The 14,640-nt window shown below is 57.2% G+C and carries 12 protein-coding genes; 5 read left to right on the top strand and 7 right to left on the bottom strand.

What is annotated here, in order from left to right; translation table 11 throughout:
- Positions 1 to 134: 134 nt before the first annotated feature.
- Positions 135 to 1,577: a M20 family metallopeptidase gene (locus ABIB18_RS06760; protein ID WP_046288560.1), complete on the bottom strand. Its 1,443-nt coding sequence runs from the start codon at positions 1,575 to 1,577 to the stop codon at positions 135 to 137.
- A complete protein-coding gene (locus ABIB18_RS06765) occupies positions 1,574 to 2,887 on the bottom strand; it encodes an amidohydrolase (protein ID WP_279809643.1) in 1,314 nt (437 codons plus the stop codon). Before ABIB18_RS06765 ends, ABIB18_RS06760 begins: the two co-directional genes overlap by 4 nt.
- Before the next feature lie 115 nt (positions 2,888 to 3,002).
- Between ABIB18_RS06765 and ABIB18_RS06770 the strand changes: the two genes are divergently transcribed.
- Positions 3,003 to 3,902 (top strand): LysR family transcriptional regulator, encoded by a 900-nt coding sequence (locus ABIB18_RS06770; RefSeq protein ID WP_354473872.1) that lies wholly within the window; start codon positions 3,003 to 3,005, stop codon positions 3,900 to 3,902.
- A gap of 75 nt (positions 3,903 to 3,977) precedes the next feature.
- Positions 3,978 to 4,415: a VOC family metalloprotein YjdN gene (gene yjdN, locus ABIB18_RS06775; RefSeq protein WP_031377762.1), complete on the top strand. Its 438-nt coding sequence runs from the start codon at positions 3,978 to 3,980 to the stop codon at positions 4,413 to 4,415.
- Positions 4,416 to 4,506: 91 nt separating this feature from the next.
- Here yjdN and ABIB18_RS06780 read toward each other — a convergent pair whose 3' ends face one another.
- The 3 genes from ABIB18_RS06780 to ABIB18_RS06790 form a co-directional block, all read right to left on the bottom strand.
- Positions 4,507 to 5,373 (bottom strand): nucleoside-specific channel-forming protein Tsx, encoded by an 867-nt coding sequence (locus ABIB18_RS06780; protein WP_354473874.1) that lies wholly within the window; start codon positions 5,371 to 5,373, stop codon positions 4,507 to 4,509.
- A gap of 277 nt (positions 5,374 to 5,650) precedes the next feature.
- On the bottom strand, positions 5,651 to 7,003 hold the full coding sequence (locus tag ABIB18_RS06785; protein WP_069728772.1) for a sensor histidine kinase: 1,353 nt from the start codon (positions 7,001 to 7,003) through the stop codon (positions 5,651 to 5,653).
- Positions 7,000 to 7,659, bottom strand: coding sequence for a response regulator (locus ABIB18_RS06790; protein ID WP_046288562.1), 660 nt, complete (start codon positions 7,657 to 7,659; stop codon positions 7,000 to 7,002). The genes ABIB18_RS06785 and ABIB18_RS06790 overlap by 4 nt, the downstream gene beginning before the upstream one ends.
- A 688-nt stretch (positions 7,660 to 8,347) precedes the next feature.
- Here ABIB18_RS06790 and ABIB18_RS06795 point away from each other — a divergent pair.
- The 3 genes from ABIB18_RS06795 (at position 8,348) to ABIB18_RS06805 (ending at position 11,090) form a co-directional block, all read left to right on the top strand.
- A complete protein-coding gene (locus tag ABIB18_RS06795) occupies positions 8,348 to 8,716 on the top strand; it encodes a helix-turn-helix domain-containing protein (RefSeq protein ID WP_031377916.1) in 369 nt (122 codons plus the stop codon).
- 161 nt (positions 8,717 to 8,877) lie between these two features.
- A complete protein-coding gene (locus tag ABIB18_RS06800; RefSeq protein WP_031377915.1) occupies positions 8,878 to 9,774 on the top strand; it encodes a LysR family transcriptional regulator in 897 nt (298 codons plus the stop codon).
- A gap of 110 nt (positions 9,775 to 9,884) precedes the next feature.
- Entirely contained in the window at positions 9,885 to 11,090 is a 1,206-nt protein-coding gene (locus tag ABIB18_RS06805) for an MFS transporter (protein ID WP_031377914.1), read from the top strand.
- Positions 11,091 to 11,145: 55 nt separating this feature from the next.
- Here ABIB18_RS06805 and ABIB18_RS06810 read toward each other — a convergent pair whose 3' ends face one another.
- Both ABIB18_RS06810 and ABIB18_RS06815 read right to left on the bottom strand, forming a co-directional pair.
- Positions 11,146 to 13,536: a glucose/quinate/shikimate family membrane-bound PQQ-dependent dehydrogenase gene (locus ABIB18_RS06810; RefSeq protein ID WP_046288563.1), complete on the bottom strand. Its 2,391-nt coding sequence runs from the start codon at positions 13,534 to 13,536 to the stop codon at positions 11,146 to 11,148.
- A gap of 276 nt (positions 13,537 to 13,812) precedes the next feature.
- The gene (locus tag ABIB18_RS06815) at positions 13,813 to 14,412 is read right to left on the bottom strand and encodes a hypothetical protein (RefSeq protein ID WP_069728821.1); all 600 of its coding nucleotides are present in this window, start codon (positions 14,410 to 14,412) and stop codon (positions 13,813 to 13,815) included.
- Between the last annotated feature and the right edge of the window lie 228 nt (positions 14,413 to 14,640).

Below are 14,640 nucleotides of genomic sequence, written 5' to 3' on the forward strand. Positions count from 1 at the left end.
CACGGCAGCGCGCGCGATACCGGACGTTGAGTAAGGCGTCCGGCAATACATTCACCTGCGGCACGGCGGAATCAGAGAAGGTGTTTGCAATAATATTTTTTATAGCGGTCCGCGCCGGTGACGCGGCCGTTGGCTCATTCGGCCAGTTTTGTTGGTGTGATCCCGGCAGGGATCGGGCAGTGATAAGGTTGTGTGGCGCGGACCCGGTTGAACTCGGCCTGACAGCGGGCCAGCGCCGCCGGATCCTGCAACAGCGTGACGACGGTGGCGGCCATCACTTTGCCCGCCAGCAGCATCCCCTTGTGCCCAATGCTGGTGCGACCCTGCGCCACCAACTGCCAGGTATGCAGCGGCGTACCGAAGGTGAAGCAGGGCGCAAAGCACTGTGCGGTCGGCGTCACCCAGCTGACATCCCCGACATCAGTCGAGCCATACAGCAGTTCACGGGTCACTGCATAGGGCGCTACCTGATCCATAAACAGCTTGTCACCCAGTTGCTCAACCCAGGCCTGGCCTGCTTCTCCGCCGGTACGGGCTGCGTTGAGCCGCGCATTGCGCAGATCGTCAGCGGTCAGGGTGGCGCGTATCTCTGCTGCGAACGCCCGCTCCTCATCGCTGTAAGCGGGCAGACCAAACTGATGCAAATAACGCTCCATCACCGCTTCCAGCGCGCGATTAGGCACATAGTCGGAGCAGGCTTTATCAAAACGCACCGTCAGAGTGGTGTCGGTCATCAGCGCGGCCCCGCGGGCGACGTTGATTACCCGCTGATAGATATCCTGCGCCTGCTGCAGTTCCGGCGCGCGGATCAGGTAGAGCACTTCCGCGTCGGCCTGCACCACGTTCGGCGAGACGCCGCCGCTGTTGGTGACCGCATAGTGCAGCCGCGCTTCCTGCACGATGTGCTCGCGCAGAAAGTTGGCGCCGGTGTTCATCAGGGTGACCGCATCCAGCGCGCTGCGACCGAGGTGCGGTGAGTTAGCAGCGTGCGCCGCCACCCCTTTGAAGCTGAACGCCGCCTGGATATTGGCGAGGGTGCGCAGGTTAAACATCCCGCTGAAGCCTTCGGGATGCCAGGTCACCGCAGCATCGACATCATCAAACAGCCCTTCACGCACCATAAAGGTTTTGCCGGAGCCGCCTTCTTCGCCGGGACAGCCGTAAAACCGTACCGTTCCGCCAGTGGCATGCTGCTGCATCCAGGCTTTTACCGCGCTGGCCGCCGCCACGCCAGCGGTGCCGAGCAGGTTATGGCCGCAGCCGTGGCCGTTGCCGTTGGCCTCCAGCGGTTGCGGTCGGGCGCATCCGGCCTGCTGGCTCAGACCCGCCAGCGCATCAAACTCCCCGAGGATGGCGATCACCGGTTTACCGCTGCCGAAGCTGGCGATAAAGGCGGTATCAAGGCCGCCGACGCCGCGCGCCACGGTGAAGCCCTCATCTGCCAGCGCATCGGCCAGCAGGGCGGACGAGCGGGTTTCGGCAAAGCGGGTTTCCGGTGTGTCCCAGATGGCATCGCTGAGGGCGCTGAAGCGTGCCTGATGGCGGTCGATATAATCAGCAATGAAGGCTTCCATCATCGGCCACCGCCAAACTGCGCCTGATTCAGCGCCAGGGTTGCCAGCAGGGTGATCGCCACGGGCATCACCTGCTCATCAAAGTCGAACTTCGCGTTGTGGTGTCCCGCCGCCAGATCGCAGCCGAAAATGGCGTACGAGGCCTGACCGCCGTGCTGCTTGACCCGCTCCATCATGTAGGTGGCATCTTCCGAACCGGCCGCCTGGGCTTTGCGATCGACCACCGAATCGAAAATCCCGAGCGCATCTGCCTGCTGGTGGATGAAGTCCACCCACGGCTGGGTCGGCGTGGAGCTGCGGGCAGCCCCCATCAGCTGCACCTGATGTTCAACGCCATACATCGCCGCCGCGCCGGCAATGACCCGCAGCGCCTGCTGGTAAATGTCATCGTTAACCTGATTGGTAATGCCGCGGGTTTCGACTTTCAGCAGCGCACAGTCAGGTACCACGTTACGACCGGTACCGGCCTGCAATACGCCAACGTTAACCCGGGCCACCCCGCCGCTGTGCTGGGTAAGACCGTGCAGCGCCAGCGTGGCCTGGGCCGCCGCCAGCAGGGCATTGCGACCCTCTTCCGGGCGGCCACCGGCATGCGCGCCGACGCCGGTAAAATTGACGTCGAGCTTGGTGGTGGCGAGGAAGCTGTCGCTGCCGCACACCAGTTCACCCGCCGGCACGCCGGTGCCGAGGTGAATGGCAGTAAACAGATCCACATCATCCACCACGCCTGCCGCCACCATCGCTTTGGCGCCGCGCACACCCTCTTCGGCCGGCTGGAAAATTAATTTAATCGTGCCGCTCAGCTGATCTTTCATCGCCATTAATACCGACGCCAGGCCGAGGCCGATGGTGGTGTGACCGTCATGACCGCAGGCGTGCATCATGCCGGGATTGCAGGAGGCGAAGCCTTCACGCTGTGGCAGGTGATCTGCGGCCTGGCTCTCGTTGAGATCGAGTGCGTCCATATCTACCCGAAAGCCGATAACCGGACCGGGACGGCCGGTATCCAGCGTCGCCACGATGCCGCAAAATCCGCCGGAGAAGTGGCTAATCCACTGCGGTAAAGCCCCCTGTTGCAGCGCCCGGGTTTCCTGCTGCTTCAGCACGTCTTCGCTGGGTAAGCCCATGCGCGCGTCGGCATCGATCACCTCACGGCCCAGTTGCAGTTGATAACCCAGCTTGTGCAGTTCGTCGGCCACCCGGGTGGCGGTGCGGAACTCGACCCAGCCAGATTCGGCATAATGGTGGAACTCCCGTCGCCAGCTTTTTAACTGCGCCAGCCGGGCACTGATATGGTCGGAAAGAGTATTCATCGGCACGATCCTTACTGTTGGTTTTTTACGCACTGTCTCGAATCTACACAATGGTAATAACCGGCATAAGATGCGAATATCTTGTGACTGATAAACAACGGTTATCACAAAATCTATGTCTGCCAACCTCAAGCTTCACCAGCTGCGCGCCTTTGTCGATGTGGCGCGTCAGGGCAGTATCCGCGCGGCGAGCCGTCTTTCCGGGCTTTCTCAGCCAGCATTAACCAAAGCGATCCAGGAGCTGGAGCGTGAACTTGGCGCGCGGCTGTTTATCCGCCGTCAGCAGGGCGTGGTCTTAACCGATATCGGTGATAACTTTTTTCGTCATGCCAGTCTGGTACTGGCCGAGCTGCGGGTGGCGCAGGAGGATATTCAGCAGCGGCTGGGGCTGGGTGGCGGTCAGGTGAACATTGGCGTTGGCGGCAGCGTGGCACGCACCATCATGCCGCAGGTGATTAACCAGTTTCATCGCGAATACCCGCAGGTGAAGGTGCGCATCGTTGAAGGGCAACTGGTGTCGATGGTGCATGAACTGCGGCAGGGCGCGCTCGATTTCACCATCAATACTTACGATCAAAGCCACCTCGATCAGGAGCTGATGTATGAGCGAATGATGGAGCGTGAGTACAAAGTGGTGGTGCGTAAGGGTCATCCGCTGGAAAAAGCCCGGTCGCTGGCGGCGTTGCAGCAGGCTGACTGGACCATGCCGACGCCTAAAGGCAGTTACTACCGCCTGTTGCACGATCTGTTCGACGAACGCGGCATGGCACCGAAAATCGTGGTGACCTGCGAGACCTTTATGGCCTGTACCAGCCTGGTGGCGCAAAGCGATTTCATCAGTATTTTATCGGTGGATGTGATCGACGATCCGATTCTCGGCCGGTCACTGGTGGCACTGACGCTGGATGAGCCGCTGCCCAAAGCGGTCTTCTATCTGATTCAGCGTAAGGATACCGCGCTGACCCCGATGAGCAGTTATATGGCGCAGTTATTTCGCCGTTATTGCCAGCGCTGACCGGCAGCGTTCTTTCATCGTCTACACTTGGTGTATTCGCGTAAACGTGAGTTCAACCCACAATCGGAGGTGACGATGCAAGTCTGTCCATATCTGTTTCTCTATGGTCGCTGTGAAGAGGCAATTGAGTTTTACCTGCAGGCCACAGGCGGGAAACTGCTGGAGAAAATGACCTTTGGCGACATGCCAGAGCAGGGCGAGCAGGTAGGCGATCAATCTGCGCCGCCACAGCCGCCGGAAAAAATCATGCACGCACATCTGCGCATCGGTCAGGGAGAGTTGATGCTGAGCGACGGAAACACGCAGAAGCCGCCTGCGTCCGATCATGCCGGTTACGCGGTCAGCCTCGCCACTACTGACGCGGAACAGGGTAAAGCCTGGTTTGAGAAACTGTCAGTGGGCGGTAACGTGACGACCCCGTGGCAGGAGACGTTCTGGTCGAATGGCTTTGCGATGTTTATTGATAAGTTCGGCATTCCATGGCGCATCAACGTGGTGAAACCGCAGGAATAATGGTGTGGTTTAGCCGATCGGCGCCGGCAACAGCGGCGCCGTTTTCAGCTCACAGTCACAACGGCCAGCTTTGCAGCCAGCCGCGTACTCATCAGAAGTTGTAACCCGCCACCAGGTAGTAACCCCAGCCGGTCGATTTCACTTCAAACGGACCGTTGCCGAAGTTCAGCTCCTGCCCATCCGCCCACTGACCGCCATTGTGGAAGTAACGCGCCACGGCAGAGAAGTGCCAGTGATCGTAACCCAGTGACAGAATGTGGCTGGAGGCGATGGAGTTGCTGGTGCGCGACGACCCGCCTTTCTCGTTGAGATCGGAGCCCCAGTCAAAGTTGGTGAAGCCCACATAGCCAAGATTACCGCCCCACAGCGTGGTGATCGGCACGAAATATTTCACCTTGAAGCGATAGCCATCCCAGCTGTTTTCATTCGCGGCGCCGTAGTTTTCCCACTGGTATTTGGCATAGACGTTCAGTGACAGGCCGACATCGCTGTGGGTATCGATATCGGTACCCAGGCCCATATACCAGGTGTTCTGGCGGTTATCGCTGTTGCGGCCCATGTCGTAGATGTAGTTGTTGGCGAAGTACCACTCTTTGAACGGACCAAACGCCAGACTGGTGCCGGTCAGTTTGTCGATTGAGAAGCGCGGTTCAATCTCCATAAACATCGGGGAACCGTGGTCAAAAATCCCGTTGGCGTTGCTGTTACCTACGCCGAAGAAGTTGGTCAGATCGAGATAACCGTAAAAATCGAACCAGTCTTTTTTGGCAAACGCTTCATATTCCAGATAAACGTCGTTGTTGAACTGTGGTCCAAAGCGCGTGTGGTAGCTGCCCACCACGTTTACGCTCTGATGCCACCAGTCGGACAGGTATTGCGGATCGCTATCAGCGGCTTGCGCAACACCTGTCCAGGAACTTGCCAGCACGGCACCTGCTATCAACGTTTTGAATTTCATTATCATTAACCACATGCTTTTGACCGCTGCACAGCAGGCGCAGTCAGAGAGAAGTCGATCCCTGGGTGGGGAGTGAGTTAGTCAGGACAAAACAGCCGGTTTTCAGCTCGCGTAGCGTGCCTGCAACACAGCGATAGAAAATAGATTTTGCTCACGTTTGTCAAAAAGTGTTGCATTACAATTCAGTGAAAATGTGACGTGCTTCACAATAATGGCGATGATCGAACGGAACCAGGCAACCGTTTACGTTGTCTGGTTCGTGATCAAATGGGCGGGATCAGGGAAAAGTGACGCGGACCTGCAAACCACAAATAGCACCCTGTGGCGTCAGACAATTGGAGAGGGCGACCTGAATCTGATGCTTCTGCGCGACGCTGCGCACAATCGATAAGCCGAGGCCGCTGCCCTGCGCTTTAACGTCAGGCGAACGGGTGAAACGGTCAAAGGCGCGTTCAATAAACGCCTCCGGCATTCCCGGTCCGTTATCGACGATATCGACCACCGTCCGGCCCGCGACCCGATGCAGCAGAACATCCACCAGGCTCCCCTCCGGGGTGTGCAACATGGCGTTACCAATCAGGTTATCAAACAGGCTGCGCAGCTCAGATCGGCTGGCCTGCAGACGATACTGGGTCGAGCCATTAAAGCCGATATCAATGCCGCGTTTATCCGCTACCACCATTAGCTGCTCGATGCTCTCTTTCAGCAGATCTTCCAGTTCAATCTGCTCAATGCTGGCGACCACGCTTTGATCTTCCTGACGAGACACATTCAGCAACTGGGTCACCAGATGGCGGGTGCGCGTCACGCCTGCTTCGAGCTGACTGAACTGCCGGCTGGCCTCGCCAGGCTGAATATGCTGCCGCAGGTTCTCCAACTGCAACGTGACAGCGGTGACCGGCGTACGCAGTTCGTGGGCGGCATCTTCCAGGAACTGCCGCTGGGATGACCAGGCTTCACGCAGCTTGTTCAGCAACGAGTTATACGCGGCGACCAGCGGCAGGATCTCATCCGGCAGCCCTTCGGGTGAGACATTGTGCGGATGATGCGTCTCCTGCGCTGCAATCTGCCGCGAGGCGACCTGCAGATCGCGAGTGATCTTGCGGACCACCAGCCAGATCACCAGCAGCGACAGCGGCATCATCAGGATCAACGGAATGATCGCCGACAGCGCCCGTTTTACCATCAGCGCTTTCATGTAGCTGAGGTTGTGCATCACCTGAATAGTCTTGATCTCACTGCCAGGCTGGCCCGGACGGGTGTAGATACGCCACTCACAGTCATCACAGTGTCCTACGTCGACATCACGATAACCGCGCTGAGTTTGCAGCGGCGCGTGCAGTTCCGGCCACGAGCTGGCGCGCAGTCGGCCCTGGCTATCCCACAGCTGAACCACAAAGGCGCTTTTCGCTTTGTCAGGCGTAATCATCGGTGACAGCGCCGGCATCTGTTTGTTGGTAGACCAGGCATCAGCGATTTTTGACAGCTGATCGTCCTTCATGGTGCCTACCATGTCGCCGTAGCAGCTGAAGAAATACCAGGTGACGCCGCCGATCATCAGCAGATGAATAATCAGCAGCGTACTGAGTAATTTATTGCGCAATGAGCGCATAAAGGGGAACGATTTCATATCGCCGGAACCCGCCAGCCCAGCCCGCGGACGTTACGAATCGCGTCGTTATCCAGTTTGCGCCGCATCCCGTGGATCAGCACATCGACCGCGTTGCTGCTCACTTCGTCGCCCCAGCCGTAAATGCGATTCTCCAGCTGCTCGCGAGAAAGAATGGCACCCGGACGCTCCAGCAAAGCATACAGCAGGGCGTATTCACGTGCGGTCAGCTGCTCGCGCTGGCCCTTATAGAGCACTTCGCGCGTCATCATATCCAGCTGTACGTCGCCACTGCCGAGAAGCGAGTCAGCCGCACCGTGGCGACGTCGGGTAATCGCCCGCATCCGGGCCAGCACTTCCTGTAAATCGAACGGTTTAAGCAGGTAATCGTCAGCACCGCTGTCGAGCCCCTGCACCCGCTGCGCCACAGTATCGCGCGCCGTCAGAATCAGTACCGGCGTGGAATCGCCGCGCCCGCGCGCCCGGCGCAGCACCTGCAATCCATCATCACGCGGCAAGCCGAGATCCAGCAACACGCAGCTGTAGCCGCCTTCGCTCCAGGCGTTATGGGCATAAACGCCATCGCGTACCCAATCCACCGACCAGCCCGCGCCCTCTAAAGCCTGCTGCAGGTTCGCGCCGATCATTTCATCATCTTCAACCAATAACACGCGCATGGCTGATCTCCTCTGGAAAGATGGGAGCAGTTTAAGCCCGGATAGTTAGCACAGAATTATCCGCCGTCATACTTCGCGCCACAGCGGCGTTGGCTGCATTTACTCACCTCAGTCACTGACTGATGTCAGCTCCTGGGGATTCGCGCATTTGCCGCCTTGCTGTAGCACGAATTATTTTGGCGGAAACCGTCTTCATACTTCGCGCCACAGCGGCGTTGGCTGCACTTTTTCGCCCTGGTCACTTCCGCCGTCATACTTCGTACTACAGCCGCGTTGGCTGCATTTACTCACCTCAGTCACTTCCGCCTTCGTACTTCGCGCTACAGCAGCGTGGCTGCATTGGTCGGCTTGCTGCAACGTGAATTACTCTGGCGTTATTTAACACAAATTTGCCTGACGGACCCGGGCTTGACTTAACGCAAATTATTTAAATTCTGGCCGCTATGGCTTAACGAATAATAGTTAAATCGACGCTGGCGTGATTTAACACAAATTATTTTACCGGAAGGCCGGTGTTACTTAACGCTTATTATTCAGGCGGGTTGCTGTTGTTACCTGGCGGATAAACGTTAACCGCAGGCCCGAATCTGGCGGTTGCTAATTCTGCGCTAATTTTCTGCTAATTAAGGGATAAATTTAACCGGGTAAAGTGGGTTCACTGCACATCAGCGTAAACCAGGAGGAACCCATGAATCAGCGCGAGTTTATTCGCAGTTTGCTGGAATGGATAGAGAACAATCTAGGACACGATCTGCATCTGGATGAGGTGGCGCGCCGCTCTGGCTATTCCCGCTGGCACCTGCAACGGCTGTTTCGCCAGCATACCGGATTTTCACTGGCTGAATATATTCGCCAGCGGCGATTAACTGAATCTGCGCTGACGTTGCTGAGCAGCAATGAAGCGATATTGCAGGTCGCCATGAACTACGGGTTCGATACCCAGCAAGCCTATACCCGCACCTTCAAAAACTATTTTATGGTGACGCCAGGCCAGTTGCGCCGCCAGCGGCGGGTGGAGCCGGATCGGTTACTGTTTCCACTGGCCATGGCCAGTTGAGGCCCGCGATGACCTTCCCGCCAGGTGAAAAGCGCGGGAAGGTCGATGCGCGTCGCGCCGCTGTCTGATTTCCCCCTTCTTTTTTGCCGATCCGTCGCCGTAAGCTGCCCCGAACATGCTAGTTTGATGCCAGAATCCTCAGGCTATCGGAGCGGTAACGCATGGAAAACAGTGCCAATTTAACCGCCATGCTGGTGTTTGCGCGGGTGGTGGAACTCCAGAGTTTCAGTGAGGCGGCGCGGGCACTCGGCTGGTCCAAATCCCATGTCAGCCGGGAAATTGCCCGACTGGAGCTGCGGCTGGGCATCCGGCTGTTGCAGCGCACCACCCGGCGGCTGGCACTGACCGAACTCGGCCAGGCTTACTATCCCTACTGCGTACGCATGCTGGCGGAAGTGCAGCGGGCCGATGCGTTTGTTCAGCAGCTGCATCAGCAACCGGCCGGTAATGTGCGGCTGCAGGCCCCGGTGACTTACGGCTGTCAGTGTGTGGTGCCGGTGCTTAATCGCTTTCTGCGTCGTCACCTGCATATCAACGTTGATCTGGATCTGACCGATCGTAATCGCGATACGCTGGACGGTCAGATCGATGTGGCGATCGTCATTCGATCCCGGCCCCCGCAGCAGGGCAATTTCCGCGTGCTAAGCGATATTGAGTGGGGCCTGTATGCGGCACCGGGTTATCTGGCGCAGCGGCCTGCCATCGAACATCCTGAGATGTTGCCGCGCCACGATCTGCTGCTGTTTCACGGGCCGGCACACACCGCCGCGCTGCCGTTCCGGCGTGACAAGCAGCGGCTGGCGCTGGATGTCCGCAGCCGTTTTCGCGCCAACAACAGCATGGCGCTGCTGAACGCGGCGCTGGCGGGCAGCGGCATCGCCTATCTGCCTTCCTATATGGCGCAGGAGGCGGTGAGCCGGGGTGATATTCAGCAGCTGCTGCCGGAATGGCAGATGGATCGGCTTCAGAGCTATCTGCTGCTGCGTGAGACGCTGCAACCCGCTTCGCCGGTCAGTTTATTATGCGATACGCTGATCGCGGCGCTGGCCAGCGCCTGATTGTTGCAATACAGCAACAATCAGCGCCACTAAGTAACTATCGCGCTACCACTGTTGTTATCTGACGCGCCTGGTTAGCCTGTATCCCTGATTAATGACGGGATATCTTTATGCAACAGTCAGCAGAAAACGCAGAATTTCAGCACTGGAAGCGCAACTTATGGGTCTGTGTGCTGGGCTCTTTCAGCACCATTGTGGCCATGACGCTGCTGCTGCCGTTTTTACCGCTCTATGTTCAGCAACTTGGCGTGCAGCAGCCAGCCGCCATCGCGCGCTGGTCGGGGCTGGCCTACGGTGCCACCTTCTTTAGTGCGGCGTTGACCGCGCCGCTGTGGGGCAGGCTGGCTGACCGCTATGGCCGTAAGCTGATGCTGATCCGCGCCAGTCTCGGTATGGCCATCGCCATGTCGCTGATCGGTATGGCAACTGCGCCCTGGCAGCTGGTGGCGCTGCGTCTGCTGGCGGGCCTGCTGGGCGGTTACGCCTCCGGCTCGACCATCCTGGTGGCGGCGCAAACCCCCAAAGGGCAGACCGGCTGGGCGCTGGGTGTATTGTCCTCCGGTATTATGGCCGGCAACGTGGTCGGGCCGCTGCTGGGCGGCGTGCTGCCGCCGCTGATCGGTATACGTCAGACCTTCTGGTTAACCGGCGCGGTTATTTTTCTCGCCTTCCTGGCGACCACCTTTCTGCTGAAAGAGCAGCCGCGTGCTGCTGCCTCGCCCGGTGAAAATCCAGCCTCAGCACCCGCGACACCGCCGGTGAACCAGCGACTGGTGCGGCTGATGTGGCTGTCAGGCATGCTGCTGATCTTCGCCAGTATGTCGATTGAACCGATTATCACCCTCTACGTCGGCGAGTTTGTGCAGGGCAACCATCAGATTACGCTGATCGCCGGACTGGCGATGTCGGCTGCCGCGCTGGGAACGGTGATCGCCGCACCGCGTCTCGGACGGCTGGCGGACCGCATTGGTCACTGGCGGGTGCTGACGGCAGGTTTATTGCTGAGTGCGCTGCTGCTGATCCCGCAGGCGTTTATTACCGCCGCCTGGCAACTGGTGCTGCTGCGTTTTCTGATGGGGATGGCGCTGGGTGGGCTGCTGCCGTGCATTACCGCCATTATCCGGCATAGCGTACCGGGATCGCAGGTCGGTCGGATGCTGGGCTATTCGACGTCGGCCCAGTATATCGGCCAGGTAACGGGCCCGCTGTTCGGCGGCCTGGTCGGGGGAACGTTTGGCATGAGGCCGGTATTTCTGGCGACCAGCGCGGTAATGCTGCTGTGCGGATGGCTCAACTGGCGCGCGATGAAAAAGTAGCGCGATCAAAAAAGGCGGACCGAAGTCCGCCTGATGTCAGTCCCTGAGGACGGGGTTATTTCTGATCTGGCAGGGCGTAGGCGATCACATAATCGCCCAGTTTGGTGCCAAACGAACCGTGACCACCGGCTGCGATGACAACGTACTGCTTGCCATTCACTTCATAGGTCATTGGCGTTGCCTGGCCACCGGCTGGCAGACGGGCTTGCCATAACAGCTCACCGGTATCGGTGCTGAAAGCACGCAGGTAGTTGTCAGCGGTCGCTCCGATAAAGAACACTTTACCGGCGGTGGTAATAGGACCACCCAGCATTGGCATACCCATTTTGAACGGCAGTGGCACTGGCGCACTGTCACGTACCGTACCAATACGCTGTTTCCACACCACGTCGTTAGTCTTCAGATCCACCGCCGAGATGTAACCCCACGCTGGCTGTTTACACGGCAGACCAAACGGTGACAGGAACGGATTCAGCTCAACACCGTACGGTACGCCGTACTGCGGCTGAATGCCGGTTTCAGTACCTGAACCACCCTCAGCGCCTTTCGGCGGTTCGATCGGGTTGCCTGGACCGCGTGGTACCAGCTTCGAGACAAACGGCAGCGCCATCGGGTTAGCAATCGCGATCTGACGATGTGGATCGACAGCGATGCCGCCCCATTCGAACATACCGAGGTTACCCGGGAATACCAGCGTACCCTGCTCAGACGGCGGCGTGAACGGACCTTCATAGCGCAGGCGCTTGAAGATCACGCGGCACACCAGCTGGTCATACATCGTCGCGCCCCACATGTCCTTGTCCGTCAGATTCTGTTTCGGACGGAAGGTCAGCTCAGAGTAAGGCTGGGTAGCAGAGACGTGGTCACCTTTCGCCGCACCCTGTGGGACTGGCGTTTCAGGTGCCGGGACAACCGGTTTGCCGGTACGACGATCCAGCACAAAGATGTTACCGGTTTTCGCCGGCGCATAAATCACCGGTACGGTATTGCCATCTTTGTCGGTGATATCAGCCAGTGTCGGCTGCGACGGCAGGTCCATATCCCACAGGTCGTGGTGAACGGTCTGATAAGCCCATACCAGCTTGCCGGTAGTGGCGTTCAGCGCCAGCACGCTGCTGGCATAACGTTCCTGTTCTGGCGTACGGTTACCGCCCCAGATATCCGGCGTAGTGACGCCCATCGGCAGATAGACCGTATCCAGTTTCGGATCGTAGACCGCCGGTGCCCATGAGTTCGGGGAATTCATGGTGAAGGTGTGCTCATCGGCCGGAATCGCGTTCGGATCTTTCGCGCCCGGATCGAACACCCACAGCAGTTTACCGGTATTCACATCAAAGCCACGGATCACGCCTGACGGCTCGCGGGTTGAGTAGTTATCGGTAACGGCGCCCGCCATCACGATGGTGGTGTTAGTAATCACCGGCGGTGACGTCGGCTCATACTGACCTGGAGTGGTCACCGGCTGTTTGTGCTGCAGATCCAGCTCGCCGTTAACGCCGAAAGACGGGCAACGTTCGCCGGTTTCCGCATCAAGAGCAAACAGACGACCATCGTTGACCGGCAGGTAGATGCGGCGTGAGCACAGCGCAGGCTGGCTGTTAGCTGCATCGGCGGCGGCCGGAACTTCATGATAAGAGACACCGCGACAGGTAACGTGCTGGAACGTCGGGTTGACCTTCATGCCTGGATCAAATTTCCACTTCTGCTTGCCGGTGGCCGCGTCCAGTGCAAACAGGATCTGGTGTGGCGAACAGAGGTAGAGCGTGTCGCGGATCTTAATCGGCGTCACTTCATCGGTGATTTCACCTGGATCGTTAGCGGTTTTTAAGTCGCCGGTCTGGAACTGCCAGGCAACCTGCAGCTCTTTAACGTTCTGGTGATTAATCTGTTTGAGCGGAGAGAAACGGGTCCCTTGCTGATCGCGAGCATAAGCTGGCCAGTCACCGTCCGGAATGTTGCTCAGCGGCTGGGCCTGCGGTGCGTTGTCAGCGGTTTCTGGCAGCGTACCGTTGATGACCTGCGGATCGTTAAACACCGCGTAAGCCAGCACGATAGCACTGGCAACCAGCGCCACGGCCATTGCACCCAGTGGGCCTTTGCCAACGTTGTGCAGGCTGCGCCAGACAAACGGCAGCACCAGCCAGACGCCAAAGATCACCAGTACATCGGTACGCGGTGCCAGTGCCCAGAAGTCAGTACCGACTTCCCAGACACCCCATGCCAGCGTAGCCAGCAGCAGCAGGGCGTAAACTACCAGCGCGGCGCTGTTACGACGCCACAGCAGGAAAGCGGTGATCAGCATCGCTGCACCGCCGACGATGTAATACCAGGAACCACCAATGGCGGCTAACCAAATACCGCCAATCAGCATAAACGCGCCCGTCAGCACTGCGAACAGCACCGTCAGGAAACGAATTACGCCAAAAGATGAGGAGTTTTTCCCCATAATATCGACCTCGTTTCGTTGCCATAAAACACACGAAAACAACCAGATAGGTTGTTCTCAGTTATCAAGTACAAATGATGAAGGGTGTTCTTAAATCACTCTTCCACTAAGTCAGACGATCCCTTTGTGTTAAATGTTATAGCAAAATTAGATCAAGTTTTGATTTTTTTAGCTCAAAGCGCTTCACAAATGAAGTAATACGACATTTTATGAGGGTTTATGAGACGTTAAGCGCACCGCCATGTGCCCTTAACGCCGGAAGGCAGGATTTGTGAATCAGCAGCTAATAAGTTCGCCATCCGAGCGTTGTTGTTGCCAGCCGCTGATATTTATCTCAGCAAATTGTTCCGCAGTTAAACAAGGCGACTGACTTCGTACGATCACTTCGGCACCTTTGGCCCGAAACGGAGCCATAAAATAAGGGAAGGTGAATTTTTGATAATTGTCGTTGAAGAACGGTTCGCTTAAAACAATACCGGAAAATGGGAACGATTCCATTAATCGCCAGTCGGCGCCGGGTGGGGCAAAGTCATACAGCCAGAAACTAAATTTCTCTGCTAATTCAAGCAATGCCGCGCCATGCCTGACTAAACTGGGATAATTAATTCCGACCCGTACCCGCGCATCCTGTAAATGCAAATAGGCATCCGGCACTGCAATCATTCCCTGTAATCGAATATCCTCAACCGGAATAACCATTAATGCTGCTTCAGTGGCAATTTGATTGTGCAGTGAAATAATGTTGTGACTATTAAGTATATTGCTGCTGTCCTGGTGGTGTTGAAGATAGGGAACGCTATAGCATATGCCAGCGACGTGTCGCTCAACATGATGGATAGGTTCAGTAACATAGGGGTTATATAAACTGTTTTTCATTTATCTCTATGAAATGCAATATAAAAGGTGTCGTTGATAATTATTGATATAAAACGTCGCACTTTTCTGAATGCGTGAATAAATATAGATCAACTGCATATTCTAAATCACCCCCTTTATCCGCCGAAAAAGTAAATAAATCCGCGATGAAAGAGAAAATTATTCCTTTGGCATCTGATGATTACCTGGAATATATTCATCAGTCAGGACCAATAGGCGGGTAATTAT

This window comes from Pantoea sp. UYEF8 (assembly GCF_040546285.1).
Lineage (GTDB): Bacteria > Pseudomonadota > Gammaproteobacteria > Enterobacterales > Enterobacteriaceae > Pantoea > Pantoea brenneri.